Raw genomic sequence first — 15,733 nt, 5'->3', positions numbered from 1 at the left:
CTGAATGGCGGGATCTGCCGCCCACGGCATCAGGCCGCGATACCCAGCCGGCCCGCGATTGGAAACGCCTGATTCAACCCGATGACGACCGCTTCCAACTCTGCTGCCGTGGCAGCACTGGCATTGGGCATCGGGGCGCGCAGCACGTCGGAAAGCAGCCCCTGCCGGCCCAGGAGCGCCTTGAGCGGCCCCGGATTCGGCTCGGCGAATACCAGGCGAATCGCAGGAGCCAGGGCATGAAACAGCCCGCGCGCTACCTCCAATTGTTGCATCTGCACCGCCCGATGCATCGCCACGAACAGATCCGGACGTATATGCGCGGCAGCCGCAATCATGCCGCTGCCACCGAGACACATAGTGGACAATGCCTGCAGATCCTCGCCCGCCATCACCTGCATCCCGCCATCGGCGATCAATGCCACCGTCTTGTCCAGCGAGCCGCCACAATCCTTGATGGCGGCGATATTGTCGTGCTTGGCCAACGCCAGCAACGTCTCGGTCTCCAGCGTCGCCCCCGTGCGATAAGGGATGTCGTAAAGCACCAGCGGCACACGTGAAGCGTCGGCCAGCGTGCGAAAGTACGCCAGCGCACCCTGCTGCCCCGGACGCACGTAATACGGCGCGGGCGTCAACACCCCCGCTAACGGCCGCGTCCCGAACGCCGCCAGACGCTGCATCACATGCCCTTGATGATTCCCCGCCAGCCCCATGACCACTGGCAGGCCCTGCGCTTCGTCGAGCACGGTATCCAACACCGCCAATTGCTCCGCATCATCGAGCGCCGCGGCCTCGCCTGTGCTGCCGCAAACCACCAGCCCGTCCACGCCTGCGGATACGTAGTGACGGACCAGACGCCGCAACGCGCCGCCGTCCACGGCGTCAGTGAAAACATGCCCGCCACGCCGCGCTTTTGACTGGCGGCCCACCGCGCCGCTGAACGGCGTCACCAAAGGAATCCAGACCCCCTGGAAAATCGAAGTAGAAGCAGAACTCGACATAAAGCACTCCTGATGCAATGCGGACCGTCAAAGGAACCGTGCAGAAGTGCTAAGGATGCTGGGGGGAAATCGCCGCGCGTCATGCCGCCGGGTTTGCCGCCGTTCCGTCGCCCATCTGACGGAACAGCATGCTCCGGTCAGATGAGCGGCTGTTTTTTGGATTTCAGGCCAACGCACGTCAACCCCACGCAGATAGCGCGGAGAGCAACGACGGAGCGGATGGCCGGAAACATTGGAAAAATAACGCGTACGCGAAGTGGGCGTAGAAGAAACCGAAATCTACCGGGCCGCGGCAAAGCTGTCAATTCGTCGCGGCCTCTGAAGAAAACACCGGATGCCCAAGTCGCTGACAAAGCAGCGCCCCGCTCCCCGGTCTACGAACGCCCTAGCGTTGCCCGAGACTTTCCAGGAACACGGCGCACAACGCCTCCATCCCTTGGCGATCCTCGTCGTCGAACCGGCCGGGTTCGGGGCTGTCCACATCCCAGACACCCAACAGCTCTCCGTTGAGCACCAGCGGCACCACGACCTCGGAACGCGACGCCGCATCGCAAGCGATATGTCCCGGAAACGCATGCACATCCGCCACGACTTGCGTGCGACGCTGGCTTGCCGCTGCGCCGCACACGCCCCGATTCAAAGCGATGCGCACGCATGCCGGCTTGCCCTGAAAAGGTCCCAGCACGAGCTCTTCGCCGTTATAGAAATAAAAACCCGCCCAATTAATCGCAGGCAACGCCTGATACGCCAACGCCGCAAAATTGGCGGCATTCGCAATACGGTCCGTTTCGTCGGTCAACAACGCCCGGGCCTGGGCAGTCAGTTCAGCGTAAAAACGCGGCTTGTTATCGGTAGGCAGATCAGTGGCGGTAAACATGGAAATGTAACTGTACAGGCAACTTTCGAACCAAGTGATTTTAGGCCCTGCCGCCCCGCATGACGGCGTGCCTCGGCGTTGTGGGACAATATTTGCTCATTTTTTCCGTTCTTTTCTCCAAAGTTTCCCATGGACCAGCCTCTCGAACCCGTGTGCGTGTTTTCCCAACGCGCTCAACAACTGACCAGCTCCGCTATCCGCGAAATCCTCAAAGTCACCGAACGTCCCGAGGTGATTTCCTTTGCCGGAGGCCTGCCTGCCCCCAGCGGTTTCCCGGTAGAAGTAGTACGAGCGGCGTTCGACAAGGTATTGGCCGACAACGGCCGCGCGGCCCTGCAATACGGTCCCACCGAGGGTTATGCCCCGCTGCGTAAATGGGTGGCCGAGGATCTGAACCGCGCCGGGGCACAGGTCACGCCTGATCAGATCCTGATCGTTTCGGGCTCGCAACAAGCCCTGGATCTGCTGGGCAAAGTCCTGATCGACGAAGGCAGCAAAGTCCTGGTTGAAGACCCCAGCTACCTGGGCGCACTGCAATCGTTCAGCCTGTATCAGCCCAAGTTCGTACCCGTCGCGACCGACGAGGGCGGCCTGATTCCCGAGGCCATCACGCCCGAGTTGGCCGCAGATGCCCGTTTTCTGTACGCGCTGCCCAATTTCCAGAATCCCACGGGCCGCACCCTGACCCTGGAGCGCCGCAAGGCCCTGGTCCAGCGTGCGGCCCAACTGGGTCTGCCCATCATCGAAGACGACCCCTACGGTGAACTGCGCTACGCCGGCGAACCGCAGCCGGGTCTGCTGGCCCTGGCCAGCGAATACGGCGCCAACGTGATCCGCCTGGGCACATTCTCGAAAGTCCTGGCGCCGGGTCTGCGTCTGGGCTATATCGCCGCCCATCGCAGCATCATCGACAAACTGGTCCAGGCCAAACAAGCCACTGACCTGCACACGCCGACGTTGACCCAGATGGCCGTCTACGAGGCGGTAAAAGACGGTTTCCTGGAAGAGCACCTGCCGACCGTGCGCGAAATCTACCGCGTACAAGGCCGCTGCATGCTGGACGCCCTGGCCCAGGAATTCCCCGGCACCGTCAAGTGGACTGTCCCAGAGGGCGGCATGTTCCTGTGGGTCACGTTGCCGGAGCACATCGACAGCACCAAGCTGCTGGCCGAGGCCATTGAGCAAAACGTAGCCTTTGTTCCCGGCAAGCCGTTCTACGCAGGCAAGCCCCAGACCAACACCTTGCGCCTGAGCTTTGTCACCGTCCCTGAGGACAAGATCCGCTCCGGCATTGCCATTCTGGGCAAGTTGATCAAACAATACGTCTGATCGTTTACGTTGGGNGGCGCCTTCCACGGCGCCNCCTGGTCCCAGCACACGCCTATCCATCGAGCTGTCATTATGGTGAGCGCGCAGCAAACCCCCTCTCCCGATCTGAACGACATCGTCTTTACTGACTGGGTCGAACGTTGGCTACCCAAATCGTGGCGTCCCTACGCACGCCTATGCCGCCTGGATCGCCCTATTGGCACCTGGCTGACGCTGTTGCCTTGCATCGCCACGCTGATCCAGGCTGCCGGCGGCCTGCCGGATCTGGGCCGATTGATCGTATTCTCGCTCGGCGCCTTGCTGATGCGCGGCATCGGTTGCACCGTCAACGACATGTGCGACCGCGATATCGACAAACATGTCGAACGCACCCGGTTTCGCCCACTGACCAGCGGCCAGCTCAGCATGCGCCAGGCAGTGTGGTTCTTGCTGGGCCAGTTGCTGGTCTGCGGATCGCTGCTGTTTTTCATTAACGAAATGAGCCGTTGGCTGGCAGTCGCCGTCCTGCCCTTCGTGTTCATCTACCCATTGTGCAAGCGCGTCACCTACTGGCCGCAGGTCGTATTGGGCATCTGCTTTAACTGGGGCATGCTGATGGCATGGTCCGATACGCAAAACACCGTACCGCTGGGTGCCATTGCCATGTGGCTGGGCGCTGTGCTGTGGCAAGTCGGCTATGACAGCATCTACGCCTACATCGACGTGCGCGACGACCAGCAGCTCGGCCTGCGTTCGACGGCCCTGCGATTTGGTGCCCGCGGCAAACAATGGGTGGGCGGGTTTTATGTCGCAACCATCATTCTGTGGGCATGGGGCGGCTACGATATCGGTATGCACTGGGCTTACCAAGTCGGCATCTTTGCCGTCGCGGTGCACTTGGCTTGGCAACTGTATATTTTTGATCTGCAACGGCCGGCACGCAGCCTGATGCTGTTTCGTGCGAACCTCTGGACTGGCCTGCTGCTGATCGCGGCAGCACTGGCCGGTACACTTATCTGACGCCCGGGTAGCGGGCATGCAAAGAGGAGTCACCATGTCCGTTCTACCCCGCCTTTCCTGCTGGTTTGCCGGCGCCGCCCTGATCGTGCCGGCCCTCTCCGTCCAAGCCGCCCCCGCGGCCGCCATCCAGGACTGCAGCGCCTTGCGCAGTTGCGCGGCCAAGTTCTGCCACATCGAAAACGACATCGCCGCCGCACAGGCCAATGGCAACACCCATCGCGAGGCGGGTCTGCGCCGTGCGCTATCAGAGGCGCGCGGATCCTGCACCGACGAGTCTTTACGCAAAGATCGCCTGCAAGCCATCGATGAACGCAAAGAAGAAGTCCAGGAACGCGAAGAAGAACTCGCCGAGGTACGCGCCAAAGGCAAACAAGACAAAATCAACAAGGCCCAACGCAAACTCGAAGAAGCCCAGGCCGACCTGAAAGACGCGGAAGACGAGCTGCAACGCTAGCAGCTGAGACGGAATCCCTGCCCGAACACATCGGCGATAGATCCCGGTAGACGAGCTTGGCCAGGATTCGTCTATTCCATTTATCAGGGAAATCGCACGGTTTTCACAAAACCGTCACCAATTATCCTTATTTTTGGAAAAATATTTTCAGAAAACTAGGGTTTATCCCAGGTCTCAACAGGCACACAATGTCTTCAACGGGCAACAATCACACCCCCTAAAATTTCAACTGCCGGGTGCGATGGTCCCAAGACAATGAACTGGAGATCGTCATGAAAACCCTTGCTACTGCCATCCTGTTATCCCTGGGTGTCGCCGCCGGCGCCCAAGCCGCTGATACCAACACCCAACCCATCACCCGCGCCCAAGTCCAGGCCGAACTGGCTCAGGCCAAGGCCACTGGCCAATACAGCTTTGGTGATCTGGACTATCCGCCCACCGTCGCCGCCCAAGGCCCCAGCCTCAGCCGCGCTGAAGTTCAAGCCCAATTGGCCCAAGCCAAGGCCGCCGGCCTCGTGACCTACGGTGAAGAAGATTATCCCGCTGCCGTGGCCGACAATGGCAGCCGCCTGAGCCGCGCTCAAGTACAAGCCGAACTGGCCGAAGCCAAAGCTTCGGGCAACTACTCGTTTGGTGACCTGGACTATCCGCCGTCCAATAGCTGATTGTCCCGATCGGGGGCCCCCCCTCCTCCCCCGGCACACTGGCCTCCTTCGGGAGGCCTTTGTGCGTCTGGACGCGGGGCTCGCGCCCGCTTGACGCCGTATTACCGTTCCCCAGGCAACATCGATGCCGATCGGAGACAGCGTTGACTCGAGCCGGCGTCCGCGACGACGCAGACTACGCCCAGCCCTCCAAGCGTAGCGTCGCCCGCACCAGGCGCTGCTCTTCTTGCTCAATCTCGCCCAGGCTTTGCCGCACGCTGTTGACATGATTCGTGGCGGCTTGATGGGCCTGATCCGGCAGACGCGCCGTCACCGCCTCGAACACGGCCGTGTGCTGATGATCGATCTGCTGCTTGTGCGGCTGGCGATGGTACAGATTATTCACACAGGCAAACACCGACCCCAGCATCAGATCCGTCAGCGATTGCAGCGTATGCGTCAGCACAGGGTTATGCGAGGCCTCGCACACGGCCAAATGAAATGCGTGATCCAGATGGGCGTGCGTCGCAATATCGGTATCCTGCTCGTGCGCGTCCATCATGGCCTGATAACGCCGGCGGATCATGATGAAATCCGCCTCGGTCCCTCGAATCGCCGCCAGGCGCGCAGACTCCCCCTCGAGCAGGGCGCGCACCTCCAACAGGTCATACAGCGTGCGCGGCTGGGAATGGAACAAATGCACCAGCGGCCCCGCATCCACCTGCGAAATCGGCGCGACGAATGAACCCTTGCCTTGTTCGGTGTGAATGATGCCGCGTGCGCGCAAGAGTTTCAGTCCCTCGCGCAGGGCCGTACGAGAAGCGCCGAGCTTTTCCGTCAAACGGCGCTCAGACGGCAATGCCTGCCCGGCTTTGAGCACGCCATCCATGATCAGGCGTTCAATACGTTCGGCCACCACATCGGCAACCTGGCGTCCTGCTGTCGCAGTTTCTGTTTCCATACGGGGCTCACTGGTATGACCGGGTGATCCTCCAGCATGCCACATGCATACCGAATCCAGTCAAGTAATTGAAATAGAAACATAAAAAAGTCCATTACCGCAAATTCAAACCAAATAAACTGGTATGACCAGTGGGTTCGGAGGTAGACATCGTGGCCACATGCCCGGATCATGTAGGTTCATCGCGCTGGTTGCGCCCGCCCCTGATTTTTTGCGAGCAAATGATGACTGAACGTATTGAGCAAGATGGCCTGCAAGTGGCGGCCGTCCTTCACCAATTCATCCAAAACGAGGCCCTGCCCGCAAGCGGCATTGCCCCTCAAGATTTCTGGCGCGGTTTTGCCGCCATCGTGCGTGACCTCGCGCCGCGCAATCGCGCCCTGCTGGCCGACCGTGACCGCCTGCAAAGTGAGCTGGACAACTGGCATCGCGCCAATCCGGGGCCGGTACGCGATCTCGCCGCTTACCGCGCCTTTCTCACCAAAATCGGCTATCTGCTGCCCATCCCCGACGCAGTGCAAGTCACCACGCCCGATGTCGACGCCGAAATCGCCGAGCAAGCCGGCCCGCAGTTGGTCGTGCCCATGTCCAATGCACGCTACGCCCTGAATGCCGCCAACGCACGCTGGGGCAGCCTGTACGATGCCCTGTATGGGACGGACGCCATTCCCCCGACGCCCGGCGATACCGGCCGCGGCTATTTCCCGCAACGCGGCGAGGCCGTCATCGCCCGCGCGCGCGCCGTGCTGGATCAAGCCGTGCCCCTCGCGCAGGGTTCGCATGCAGATGCCACGTCCTACACCATCGACAACGGCCAGTTGGTCGTCACGACCAAACAAGGCAGCACTGGCCTGAAAGACGCCACGCAGTTCGTGGGCTATGTCGGCGAGCCCCAGGCCCCGCAATCCGTCTTGCTCAAACATCACGGCCTGCACATCGAAATCCAGATCGACCGCACACACACCATTGGCGCGACGGATGCCGCGGGCGTCAAAGACGTCGTGGTCGAAGCCGCACTGACCACCATCATGGATTGCGAAGATTCCGTCGCCGCCGTCGACGCGGATGACAAAGTGCAGATCTACCGCAACTGGCTCGGCCTCATGAAAGGCGATCTGACCGAAGCCGTCACCAAAAACGGCCAGACCTTCACGCGCCGCATGAATGCCGACCGCGAATACCGCACGCCCGACGGCAAGAGCACACTGACCTTGCATGGCCGTTCCCTGCTGTTCGTGCGTAACGTTGGCCACTTGATGACCAACCCGGCGATTCTGGATGCCAGCGGCAACGAAATCCCGGAAGGCATCCTGGACGCCGTGCTGACGACTTTGACGGCCCTGCCCGACCGTGCAAACAAGCGTAATTCGCGCAAGGGCTCGATCTACATCGTCAAACCCAAGATGCACGGCCCCATCGAAGCGGCCTTTGCCAATGAACTGTTCGATCGTGTCGAAAACCTGCTCGGCCTGCCGCGCCACACGATCAAGATGGGCATCATGGACGAAGAGCGGCGCACCAGCGTCAACCTCAAGGCCTGCATCCTGGCCGCTGCCGGCCGCGTTGCCTTCATCAACACGGGTTTCCTCGATCGCACGGGCGACGAAATGCACTCCACCATGGAGGCAGGTCCCATGATGCGCAAGGGCGACATGAAATCCAGCGCCTGGATCGCCGCCTATGAGCGCAGCAACGTCCTGGTCGGCCTGGATTGCGGCTTGCGCGGCCGTGCCCAGATCGGCAAAGGCATGTGGGCCATGCCTGACCTGATGGCCGCCATGCTGGAGCAAAAAATTGCACATCCCAAGGCTGGCGCCAATACCGCGTGGGTGCCCTCACCCACCGCAGCCACCCTGCACGCCTTGCATTATCACCAAGTCGACGTGTCTGCCGTGCAGCAACAACTGGAAAGCACCAAACTCACCGACGTACAAGACGAACTGCTCAATGGCTTATTGACCGTCCCCGTCGGCAACCCCGCCGACTGGAGCGCCGATGACATCCGCCGCGAGCTGGAAAACAACGCCCAGGGCATCCTGGGCTACGTCGTGCGCTGGATCGACCAGGGCGTCGGATGCTCGAAAGTCCCGGACATCAACGACGTCGGCCTGATGGAAGACCGCGCCACGCTGCGTATCTCCAGCCAGCACATCGCCAACTGGTTGCGTCATGGCATCGCCACGCGCGAACAAGTGCAGGAAACCCTGGAGCGCATGGCCAAAGTCGTCGATCAACAAAACGCCAACGACCCGCTGTATCAACCGATGGCCGGTCATTTCGACACGTCCATTGCGTTCCAGGCGGCCAGCGCCCTGGTGTTCGAGGGCCTGACGCAGCCCAACGGCTACACCGAGCCGTTATTGCACCGTTATCGCCAGGCGTATAAAGCGGCGCACTGATTCCGCGCATTCCGCGATGATCCTTCGACGGGCCCCTGACAGGGCCCGTTTTTTTCGTTCTCCCCGATTTTTATCGGTAGCCGCACTTAATCATTTCAATAATTAAAAGTAATTGCGAATTACTCGTATTTTCAATAAAAAGACAGGTTTTCCTTCTCATCATTCCTGTCTGGAGCCCCTTCCGTGGCTTACTCAATGTATTTCCGGCAACGTCCGGCATGGTTTAGCGCTCAACGTCCCAGCCTGCCCACCGTTCTCGCCCTGGCCTTGGCTGGCGTCTATGCGACTTGCGCCCAAGCGCAGTCCACTGAAGCATCGGCCTCAACCAGTGCGCCGAGCGTGACGCAACTGCCGGCTGTCACCATCCAGGCCGATACCTTCGATGACTCGCTGGAGCACCTGCAAACGCCCGTGAACGCGGGCGCATTGGGCAGCCGCACCCAACTTGAAACGCCATTCTCCAGCACCGTTGTCACCGCCGCAGATATCGAAAATCGCCAGGTTTCCAAATTGGGCGACGTATTTGCATTGGACGCCTCTGTAGGCGACAACAGCTCATCCAACGGGGCCTGGGCCAGCTACCTGACGGTGCGTGGCTTGCCACTGGATTGGCAAAACTCCTATCGCATCGATGGCAAGCCCTTTGTCAGCTATGTCACCACCTTGCCCTACGAGCAGTTCGAGCGTATCGACTTGCTCAAAGGCGCCTCGGGATTCATGTATGGTTTTGGCGCGCCGGGCGGCATGCTGAACTACGTCACCAAGAAACCCACTGAGGAACCTGTACGCAACATCACGCTAGGCTATACCTCGCAAAGCGTGTTGCGAGAATCCGTCGACCTGGGAGGCCGCGCCGGCGATGACGGACGATTCGGCTATCGGCTCAACGCGACCCACGAAGAAGGCACCACCTACAACGATGGCTCACTTTATCGCGACTCTGTCTCGCTGGCGCTGGACGCGCGTCTGACCGACAAGCTGACCTGGGATTTTCAGTCCATCTACCAGGACCGCAAGGCCATCAGGCAGGACGCGACCATCACCGCCGCGGGCATGTCCGGCACTTCGCTGCCCTCGCCGCTGCGAGCCGATAACGACAACCTTCAGGGTGAAGGCCCCTATGCCGACAACGCTTTCCGCTTCTACTCCACAGGCCTGAAGTACGCGGTAAACGACAACTGGAACGTCAGCACCCACTACACCTATAACTCCACCCGTACACGCCGCAACGAAGCCGTACTGTCGCTGACCAATAGCGATGGCGACTACGACGATTACCGTTCCGACTATGGCGAGGCCTATTCCTATAACCAATGGGAAGCCATGGCCGAAGGCAAATTCAGTACCGGTCCGCTCAAACACCAAGTCGTGCTGGGCGTGTCGTGGCAAAAGCAAAAGAACGATTACAGCTCCAATGGTGTGTATCAGCTCCAGGGTACAGGCAATCTGTATGAGCAGAATCCCAACACCTATTACAGCGAGGGCCAGCTCGATCTGTATCGCGCCGCAGAGATCACACAGAAAGCGGCGTTCGCCAGCGACACGATTGACTTGACCGGCGGCTGGTCGATCCTGGGCGGGCTGCGCTACACCAATTATGAGCAACAAGGTTTTGACGCCACCGGCGTTCGTTCCGAACCCTATGAGAAAAACGGCGTCCTGACACCGACCGTGGCGCTGATGTACAACCTCACGCCGCAGACCATGGCGTATGCCAGCTACATCGAATCCCTGGAACCGGGCTCCGTCGTCGGCAATACCTATGAAAACCGCGGCGCCCTGCTCAGTCCGCTCAAGAGCAAACAATACGAGCTGGGCATCAAGACCGAAAACGAGGATTGGTCAGCGACCGCCGCACTCTTTCGCATCGAGAAAAAATCGGAGTACGCCCGGCAGCTCGCAGACGGAGGACAAGAGCTGGTACAAGGCGGCAAGTCGATTTACCAGGGCCTGGAGCTCGGGGCCTCGGCTCGCGTCGCGCGGGACTGGAATGTCGGCGGCAGCATCATGCTGCTCGATAGCGAGTACAAAAAAGGCGCCGATCACAACGGCAACCGCGTCGCAGGCGCCCCCAAATTCATCGCCGCAGCACAAGTTGTCTATGATGTGCCGCAACTGCCAGGTCTGAAACTGCGGGCCGATGCCAAATACACGGGCGGGATCATGCTGGACGCGTCTAACAACATCGAGGTCGACGACTACACTGTCTTTAATATCGGCGCCACCTACGACACGCGCATCTATGGCTACAACACGACCATCCGTGCCGGCATCAACAACCTCACCAACAAGCGCTACTGGCTGTATCAGTCCGAAAACTACATCAAGGCCGGGGATCCGCGTACTTATAGCTTGAGCGCCAGCATCGCGTTCTGACCCCAACCGGGGCCGATGCGCGCCAGCAGCGCTGGCAGCACTCACCACACGCACGCGAGGCGGACGATGATGATTCATTGTCCGCCTCGCCGCTTGTGCGACACCTGTTGTGCGGCAGGTTCAGCCGACAAATTGATCTATCAACGGTATCATCGATGGTTGTATCCGGGTGCATGCGCCCGATTCCACTATCCATTGCTACGTATCATGAGCCGTTTCGAAGACAATCCTTTTCTGCACTCGCTGGGCGCCACGATCGAGAGTTGGGGCGACGGCCGCGTCGTCATCCGCATGGCGCTGCAACCCAACCATCTCAATCGCCAGGGCGCGTTACAAGGCGGTGTTGTCTCCGCCCTGTTGGATGCCGCCTGTGGTTATGCGGGTATCGATCCCGATCATGCCGAGCGCAGCAACTCCGTGACCATCTCACTGGCCATCAACTTTATCGGCTCGGTCAAAAGCGGCCATGTCCTGGCGACGGGTACTGTCACCGGCAGTGGACGCAAGATCTATTTCTCTCAAGCCACGGTGACCGCCCCCGACGGCCGCGTGTTGGCCTCAGCACAGGGATCATTCAAATATGGCAGCCCTCGCGTCAACGCGGATGCGCCAGAGGTGCCAACCGTCTGACCGGTGACATGAACTCGCTATCCTCGGGTTGACGCCCATCGACCTGGATACCGGACTTAGGGAAGATTGAAATGAACGATGTACAGCACGCCGTTGAGCAAGCCATCGTCTCGCGGCAAAGTATTCGCGGTTTTTTGCCTACGCCAGTGCCCACTGAACGCATTCGCCACATTCTGGAAGCGGCGGCGCGCGCACCCAGCGGCAGCAACATCCAGCCCTGGAAAGTCCACGTCGTCACAGGGGCTCGCCGCGATGCGCTGTCGCAGGCCTTGCTGCAAGCCCATCAGCGTGGAGAGCCCGAGCGACGCGAATACCAGTATTACCCTGTCAACTGGCGCAGCCCCTATCTGGAACGGCGCCGCGCAACGGGTTGGGGGTTATATAACCTGCTGGGTATCCAGAAAGGCGACCGCGACGCCTCGGCACGGCAGATCGGCCGCAATTTTGAATTTTTTGGCGCGCCCTGCGTACTGCTGTTCACGATCGACAACGACATGGACAAAGGGAGCTGGCTCGATTACGGCATGTTCTTGCAAAACATCATGATCATGGCTCGTGGCTGCGGCCTGGATACTTGTCCACAGGCGGCCCTGGCCAACTATCCCGATATCGTCAAACAACAGCTGAACATCCCCGACGATCAGATCGTGGCCTGCGGCATATCAATGGGCTATCAAGACGTCGACGATCCAGCCAATCAATATCGCACGACGCGTGTACCCGTCGACGAGTTCACTATTTTCCACGATGCCTGATATGCGGCACCGCTCACGTCCGCACGCGTAGCCATGCCCTACGAGCACCATAGGAGTTCACTCGCCATGCCTCCCATCACGCTTCACCGGCACAGCGTACGCAAGTCCTGATCGTCTTTTTATCCACACGGATCTGCCTCATGCAAACCAACACATCTGCTCCCGCCCCCATTCGCCGTCAACCCAATTTCTCGCTGTATCGCCGCGCAGGCGATCTGGTTTTCGTCTCCGGCCAGATGGCATTTGGCGAAGGCTTTCGCCTGATCGGCGATGACGTCACCACACAGACACGCGTCTGCCTGGAAAACATCGAACGCCAACTCAAAGCCGCCGGACTCACCGCGCGCGACATCGTCAAGGCCACAGTCTGGTTGACCCGCACCGAAGACTTCGCGGCGTTCGATGCAGCCTACGGTGCGTTCTTTGGCGATGCCACGTTACCGGCGCGCTCAACAGTGCGTGCCGATCTGATGGTGCCAGGCGCGTTGATCGAGATCGAAGCCATTGCTCAAGCCGGCGCAGGCAAGGCCTGAGTTTGGCGCTATCCTTGCACCCATGGCCGCACTATTGCGACCATGGGACTTCAGCCGGACGACATTCTGTTTTCCGGCTTTGTATTTAACGCTGTCTGACAGCATCCATTCAAACGCTCTGTCTCACTTTCGGACACTTCATCCATGGACACCGCATCAACGGTATCGCCAGCAACAGGCAAGGCCTCTCCTTCAGCAGGGCGCCTGATCGCCGCCGCCTCAATCGGCAATGCACTGGAATGGTTTGACCTGGTGGTTTACGGCTTTTTTGCCGCGACCATTTCGCGCCTGTTTTTTCCGAACGAAAACGAAACGATTTCGCTGCTGATCACGCTGGGTACCTTTGGCGTGTCGTTTTTCATGCGCCCCCTGGGCGCATTAGTGCTGGGTGTGTACGCCGATCGTGTCGGCCGCCGCGCTACCTTGACGCTGGCCATCATGCTCATGATGCTGGGCACATTGATGATCGCCGTCATGCCCACCTATGCCGCGATCGGTATCTGGGCGCCCATCGGCATTGTGATCGCGCGCATGATCCAGGGCTTTTCCGCAGGCGGAGAGTTCGGTAGCGCTACCGCCTTTCTGGCCGAGCACAGTCCGAACCGCCGCGGCTTCTTTGCCAGCTGGCAAGTCGCCAGCCAAGGCCTGACCACCATCCTGGCCGCCGGCTTCGGCACTGGCCTCAATGCCTGGTTGACGACCGAACAACTCGAGAGCTGGGGTTGGCGTGTGCCGTTTTTCTTTGGCCTCTTGATCGGCCCCGTCGCGTACTACATCCGCACGCGCATCGACGAGACGCCAGAGTTTCTCGCGGCGGAGCGTACGGAATCACCATTGGCCGATACCTTCACTCAACACCGCACGCGCTTGATCCTGGCCATAGGCTCTGTCGTACTGGGCACGGTTGCGACCTATCTGATCCTCTACATGCCCACGTATGCGGTAAAGCAACTGGGTATCCCCGCGTCCGCCGCGTTTGCCGCGACCCTGGTCACCGGCGTCGTTCAATTCATCTTTGCGCCCATCGTCGGTCACTGGTCTGATCGGCACGGGCGCACCGGTGTCATGCTGACCTCGGCAGTGCTCTTTCTCGTCTTGATGTATCCGCTGTTCTTATTGCTGAGATCGTCGCCCACCTTTGCCACCATGATAGTGGTGCAATTCGTGATCGGCGTCTTGTTGGCGGGCTACTTCGGTGCGCTGCCTGCGTTGTTGACCGACCTGTTCCCGACCCAGTCGCGCACGACTGGCATGTCCCTCGGCTACAACATCGCCGTCACAATCTTTGGGGGATTCGCGCCCTTCATCATCGCCTGGCTGATATCGACCAGCGGCAACAAGCTCGCGCCGAGCTTCTATGTCATTTTCGCGGCCGTGATCAGCTTGATCTCGCTCATTGCCGTACGCAAAAAATTAGGCTTGCGCTGAACCATAGGAAATCATCATGACCACCTCTGCGGAAACATTACCCGTTCCGGACCTCGCCGCCATCACCGACCTGCATAGTGAGCTGCAACACTGGGTACGCACGACGCCTGTCGTTGCCAAATCCGATTTCGATCCTGTTGCGGGCACGGATGTTTGCTTCAAATTTGAATTGTTCCAAGCCAGCGGAACGTTCAAGGCACGCGGGGCCTTTTCCAATCTGCTTGCGCTTGGCGAAGCCCAGCGCAACGCCGGCGTGACCTGCGTCTCTGCCGGCAATCACGCAGTCGCCGTCGCCTACGCTGCCATGCGTTTAGAGATCCCCGCCAAGGTCGTCATGATCAAGACGGCAAGCCCTGCTCGCGTGTCCCTATGCCGGCAGTATGGCGCCGAGGTCGTCCTCGCCGAAGACGGCCCGTCGGCGTTTGAAACGGTGCGCCGTATTGAAAGCGAAGAGGGCCGATTCTTCGTACATCCGTTCAACGGCTATCGCACCGTTCTGGGTACCGCTACGCTGGGCTACGAGTGGCTGCAACAGGCTGGCAAGCTTGACGCCGTCATCGTCCCCATCGGTGGCGGCGGTTTGATGGCAGGCGTCAGCACCGCCATCAAACTGCTCGATCCCCAGTGCCAAGTCATCGGCGTAGAGCCCGAAGGCGCCGATGCCATGCATCGCAGCTTTGCCACCAATGGCCCCGTCAAAATGGGCCCCATGCAAAGCATCGCCGACAGCCTCATGGCGCCTCATACCGAGCAATACAGCTATAACCTGTGCCGCCAGAATGTCGACCGTCTCGTCACTGTCTCGGATGACGATCTGCGTAGCGCGATGCGGCTGCTATTCGATCAACTCAAACTGGCGACCGAACCCGCTTGCGCTGCGGCGACTGCAGCGTTGGCCGGAAAACTCAAGGACGAGTTGGCCGGTCAACGAGTCGGCGTATTGCTCTGCGGCACCAACACCGATCCTGCGACGTTCGCGAAACATCTGGGCGTGAAGTAGTTGGCTATGAATAGCGGGGTTCAGGTTGGCGTGTCGCGAAGTCGTGGTGCGAACAATTTCCTGCTGGCCTATGAGAAATCGTTGCTCGAGAGATCTTCTGTTCGCCACCGATGCCAAAGCCTTCGCATGCAGATCACGAACGCGATCCATGGGCGCGCCCGTAGGCGCCCANGNATCGCCACCCTGCAAGATATTCGTCCTTGCAAAAGCCAGTTCCTACGAAGCCTAAGAAAACCAGCCGTGCCAGCGACGAGGGAGTCAGAGATTCTGCGAGTCGAAGGGGGGCAGTGACTGCGTTGGCGCGCCTCGGAGTCGCGCGAGCGGANGTCGTAGGTAGGCCCGAAGGGGCC

The 15,733-nt window shown here is 60.1% G+C and carries 14 protein-coding genes; 11 read left to right on the top strand and 3 right to left on the bottom strand.

The genetic code is table 11. The features are described 5' to 3' along the window. Positions 1-29 precede the first annotated feature (29 nt). Together dapA and ACNA0J_RS20525 are read right to left on the bottom strand one after the other, a co-directional pair. Entirely contained in the window at positions 30-998 is a 969-nt protein-coding gene (gene dapA, locus ACNA0J_RS20530) for a 4-hydroxy-tetrahydrodipicolinate synthase (protein WP_415820722.1), read from the bottom strand. A 385-nt stretch (positions 999-1,383) separates the two neighbouring features. Then, the gene (locus ACNA0J_RS20525) at positions 1,384-1,875 is read right to left on the bottom strand and encodes a GAF domain-containing protein (protein WP_415820721.1); all 492 of its coding nucleotides are present in this window, start codon (positions 1,873-1,875) and stop codon (positions 1,384-1,386) included. Positions 1,876-2,004: 129 nt separating this feature from the next. On the opposite strand from ACNA0J_RS20525, the gene ACNA0J_RS20520 reads away from it, so the two are divergent. The 4 genes from ACNA0J_RS20520 to ACNA0J_RS20505 all read left to right on the top strand — a co-directional run bounded on the left by ACNA0J_RS20520 (position 2,005) and on the right by ACNA0J_RS20505 (position 5,322). Further along, on the top strand, positions 2,005-3,204 hold the full coding sequence (locus ACNA0J_RS20520; RefSeq protein ID WP_415820720.1) for an aminotransferase-like domain-containing protein: 1,200 nt from the start codon (positions 2,005-2,007) through the stop codon (positions 3,202-3,204). A 75-nt stretch (positions 3,205-3,279) separates the two neighbouring features. Further along, positions 3,280-4,203 (top strand): 4-hydroxybenzoate octaprenyltransferase, encoded by a 924-nt coding sequence (gene ubiA / locus ACNA0J_RS20515; RefSeq protein ID WP_415820787.1) that lies wholly within the window; start codon positions 3,280-3,282, stop codon positions 4,201-4,203. 34 nt (positions 4,204-4,237) lie between these two features. Beyond that, positions 4,238-4,657, top strand: coding sequence for a DUF1090 domain-containing protein (locus ACNA0J_RS20510; protein ID WP_415820719.1), 420 nt, complete (start codon positions 4,238-4,240; stop codon positions 4,655-4,657). A 272-nt stretch (positions 4,658-4,929) separates the two neighbouring features. Continuing rightward, positions 4,930-5,322, top strand: coding sequence for a DUF4148 domain-containing protein (locus ACNA0J_RS20505; protein WP_415820718.1), 393 nt, complete (start codon positions 4,930-4,932; stop codon positions 5,320-5,322). 175 nt (positions 5,323-5,497) lie between these two features. Here the strand turns inward: ACNA0J_RS20505 and glcC are convergent, their stop codons facing one another. Then, positions 5,498-6,262, bottom strand: a complete 765-nt coding sequence (gene glcC / locus ACNA0J_RS20500; protein WP_415820717.1) for a transcriptional regulator GlcC — start codon at positions 6,260-6,262, stop codon at positions 5,498-5,500. A 224-nt stretch (positions 6,263-6,486) separates the two neighbouring features. On the opposite strand from glcC, the gene ACNA0J_RS20495 reads away from it, so the two are divergent. The 7 genes from ACNA0J_RS20495 (at position 6,487) to ACNA0J_RS20465 (ending at position 15,383) form a co-directional block, all read left to right on the top strand. After that, positions 6,487-8,661: a malate synthase G gene (locus tag ACNA0J_RS20495; protein WP_415820786.1), complete on the top strand. Its 2,175-nt coding sequence runs from the start codon at positions 6,487-6,489 to the stop codon at positions 8,659-8,661. A gap of 195 nt (positions 8,662-8,856) precedes the next feature. Then, positions 8,857-11,037 carry a TonB-dependent siderophore receptor gene (locus tag ACNA0J_RS20490; protein ID WP_415820785.1) on the top strand — a complete coding sequence of 727 codons (2,181 nt, stop codon included), beginning with the start codon at positions 8,857-8,859 and terminating at the stop codon, positions 11,035-11,037. Between the two features lie 207 nt (positions 11,038-11,244). Continuing rightward, positions 11,245-11,667 (top strand): PaaI family thioesterase, encoded by a 423-nt coding sequence (locus ACNA0J_RS20485; RefSeq protein ID WP_415820716.1) that lies wholly within the window; start codon positions 11,245-11,247, stop codon positions 11,665-11,667. A 71-nt stretch (positions 11,668-11,738) separates the two neighbouring features. Further along, the gene (locus ACNA0J_RS20480) at positions 11,739-12,422 is read left to right on the top strand and encodes a nitroreductase (RefSeq protein WP_415820715.1); all 684 of its coding nucleotides are present in this window, start codon (positions 11,739-11,741) and stop codon (positions 12,420-12,422) included. A gap of 140 nt (positions 12,423-12,562) precedes the next feature. Beyond that, the gene (locus tag ACNA0J_RS20475; RefSeq protein WP_415820714.1) at positions 12,563-12,955 is read left to right on the top strand and encodes a RidA family protein; all 393 of its coding nucleotides are present in this window, start codon (positions 12,563-12,565) and stop codon (positions 12,953-12,955) included. A gap of 144 nt (positions 12,956-13,099) precedes the next feature. After that, entirely contained in the window at positions 13,100-14,383 is a 1,284-nt protein-coding gene (locus ACNA0J_RS20470) for an MFS transporter (protein WP_415820712.1), read from the top strand. A gap of 16 nt (positions 14,384-14,399) precedes the next feature. After that, positions 14,400-15,383 carry a threonine/serine dehydratase gene (locus ACNA0J_RS20465; protein WP_415820711.1) on the top strand — a complete coding sequence of 328 codons (984 nt, stop codon included), beginning with the start codon at positions 14,400-14,402 and terminating at the stop codon, positions 15,381-15,383. Positions 15,384-15,733: the final 350 nt, after the last annotated feature.

It is taken from the genome of Bordetella tumbae (assembly GCF_965139195.1).
GTDB classification, from domain to species: Bacteria; Pseudomonadota; Gammaproteobacteria; order Burkholderiales; family Burkholderiaceae_B; genus Bordetella_A; species Bordetella_A tumbae.
Note: the sequence above shows the minus strand (reverse complement) of the source record. Positions and strands in the feature narration are given on the sequence as shown.